Source organism: Vibrio sp. 10N.261.52.A1 (assembly GCF_002876325.1).
Classification (GTDB): domain Bacteria; phylum Pseudomonadota; class Gammaproteobacteria; order Enterobacterales; family Vibrionaceae; genus Vibrio; species Vibrio chagasii.
This window is the reverse complement of sequence record NZ_MCYD01000051.1, coordinates 1-2,053: the sequence shown is the minus strand read 5'-3', so window position 1 is coordinate 2,053 and position 2,053 is coordinate 1. Positions and strand designations below refer to the sequence as shown.

The window sequence follows — 2,053 nt, the reverse complement described above, 5'->3', positions numbered from 1 at the left end:
GTTCGACCTACCTCAACGTTTAGTCGTAGACTTCAGCCACGCTAACTGTGAAAAGCAACACCGCAAGCAGTTAGACGTTGCAAAAGACATCTGTGAACAGATTAAATCTAACAAAAATCAAATTGCAGGCATCATGGCGGAAAGCTTCATTACAGAAGGTAACCAGCCAATGACGGATATCAATAACCTAGAATACGGCAAGTCGATTACCGATCCATGTCTAAGCTGGGAAGATACCGCGACAATGTTAGACATGCTTGCAACAGCAATTAAAGATAGAAACTTAGCTTAAGGAAATAACACAATGCCATCATTTGACATTATCTCTGAAGTAGAAGCAGTAGAACTACGTAACGCTGTAGACAATGCTAACCGTGAACTATCGACTCGTTTCGATTTCCGCGGTGTTGACGCAAGCTTTGACTACAAAGATGAGTCGGTAAAACTGACTGCTCAAGACGATTTCCAGCTTAAGCAAATGCGCGATATTCTTCGTAGCAACCTAACGAAGCGCAATGTTGATCCTAACGCGATGGAAGCGAAAGCAGCAGATCAAACAGGTCGCACTTGGCACCAAACGGTTATCTTTAAGCAAGGTATCGAAACTGATGTTGCAAAGAAAATCGTTAAGCTAATTAAAGATAACAAGATTAAGGTTCAAGCGTCTATTCAAGGTGAAAAAGTACGCGTAACAGGTAAGAAGCGTGACGATCTACAAGCTGTAATGGCACTAGTTCGTAACGGTGAGCTTGGTCAGCCTTTCCAATTCGATAACTTCCGCGACTAATTGGGATTTGAGCAACCACGTTTATCCGTTGCTCTATCCTAGTCACAATTCGTGTTCGAAATAGTAAAAAGCCACTTCCTGCGAAGTGGCTTTTTATTTATCTGGCTGTTTCTTTAAGCATATCCCTAACCAGCAATGAAAATGCCTAGACGGATATGACTTCTATAGGTGCCATGCTTATTAGCTTCAGCTTAGAATCTTAGCAGAAGAGAGCTTCAAGTCTTTTCCTACCAAGAGGTTAAATTCAACACTCGCTGGTGGGATGAACACACATACTCTTAAGTTTTCAGATTTTGCTTGCTCAAGCTTTGTCGAGAGCTCTCCGCTATTAGCATAGCTTTCTCTTTCAGCATCACGACGACACAGGTCCACGTATTCAAATGGGCACTCTTTGGGAGCCAGTACCAACTCAGCTTCCTGCATCAAGCGTAAAGCCTTCATGGACAACAACTCGACATCTTGTTCAAATTCGATCCAAGTGACCTGCCCTTCGCTATCAACGCCTTCTGTCAGTGCTTGTTGGTAATGCGCTTCTAATTGCTCTCTATCCGTTACCTGCTCGATAAAACTGGATGATAAAAAGCGCTCCCAAAACTTGCGACGTTCATCGACGGTTGGAAACGACTCTTTGATCGAGTTGCGTTTTGATGCACCAAAGTCTGCGAGAAGACCGATATTCTGAGGTAATACTGTTTCGAGTTTTTCTCTAATATTTCTCACCAAAACAGGTGATGCACCACCACTGGAGATCGCAATTTGGATTCTTCCACGATTTATCATTGAAGGTGTAATGAAGTCACAGTATGGCAAATCATCAACCACATTGACTAAAATACCCAGTTTTTTTGCATCATTATACACCTGATGATTCAAGCTGGGGTTATCTGTGGTCGCCCATACTTGAAGGTATTCTTTCGAGATAATTTGTGACGAGTAAAAGTTTTGAACCCAGTGAAGTTTGTTCTCATCAACAAGCTGCTGTAAGTACGGCGCAACCTTAGGAGAAACTAACGTAACGTCAGCGCCTGCTCTTAACAAGCTATCCACTTTACGGCAAGCAACCTCACCACCACCGACCACGAGAATCGGCTTATTCTCTACATCCAAAAACATTGGGAAATAACGCATGTTCTTCCTTGAGACGACTTCAATAACTATTCAGCCATGCTACCAAATTTGGAGCATATTAATAACTATCGAAGTGTAATAAAAATATTTATTGACCAAATTTCAATCTTTTTTAAGTTTAATGTTTCACCAATGTGA

Annotated in this window: 2 protein-coding genes and 1 pseudogene; 2 read left to right on the top strand and 1 reads right to left on the bottom strand. The window is 41.8% G+C overall.

All coding sequences use genetic code 11. From position 1 onward, the window contains the following. Positions 1-292: pseudogene (locus tag BCT81_RS00700) on the top strand (3-deoxy-7-phosphoheptulonate synthase); the annotation flags it as partial. Positions 293-304: 12 nt separating this feature from the next. Beyond that, positions 305-787 (top strand): YajQ family cyclic di-GMP-binding protein, encoded by a 483-nt coding sequence (locus tag BCT81_RS00695; protein ID WP_004742331.1) that lies wholly within the window; start codon positions 305-307, stop codon positions 785-787. Positions 788-973: 186 nt separating this feature from the next. Here the strand turns inward: BCT81_RS00695 and BCT81_RS00690 are convergent, their stop codons facing one another. Then, on the bottom strand, positions 974-1,915 hold the full coding sequence (locus tag BCT81_RS00690) for a bifunctional precorrin-2 dehydrogenase/sirohydrochlorin ferrochelatase (RefSeq protein ID WP_102422983.1): 942 nt from the start codon (positions 1,913-1,915) through the stop codon (positions 974-976). Positions 1,916-2,053 lie beyond the last annotated feature (138 nt).

Excerpts from the sequence above, each read along its gene's own strand:
- BCT81_RS00695 (WP_004742331.1), top strand. The coding sequence starts at position 305 with ATGCCATCATTTGACATTATCTCTGAAGTAGAAGCAGTAGAACTACGT.
- BCT81_RS00690 (WP_102422983.1), bottom strand. The coding sequence starts at position 1,915 with ATGCGTTATTTCCCAATGTTTTTGGATGTAGAGAATAAGCCGATTCTC.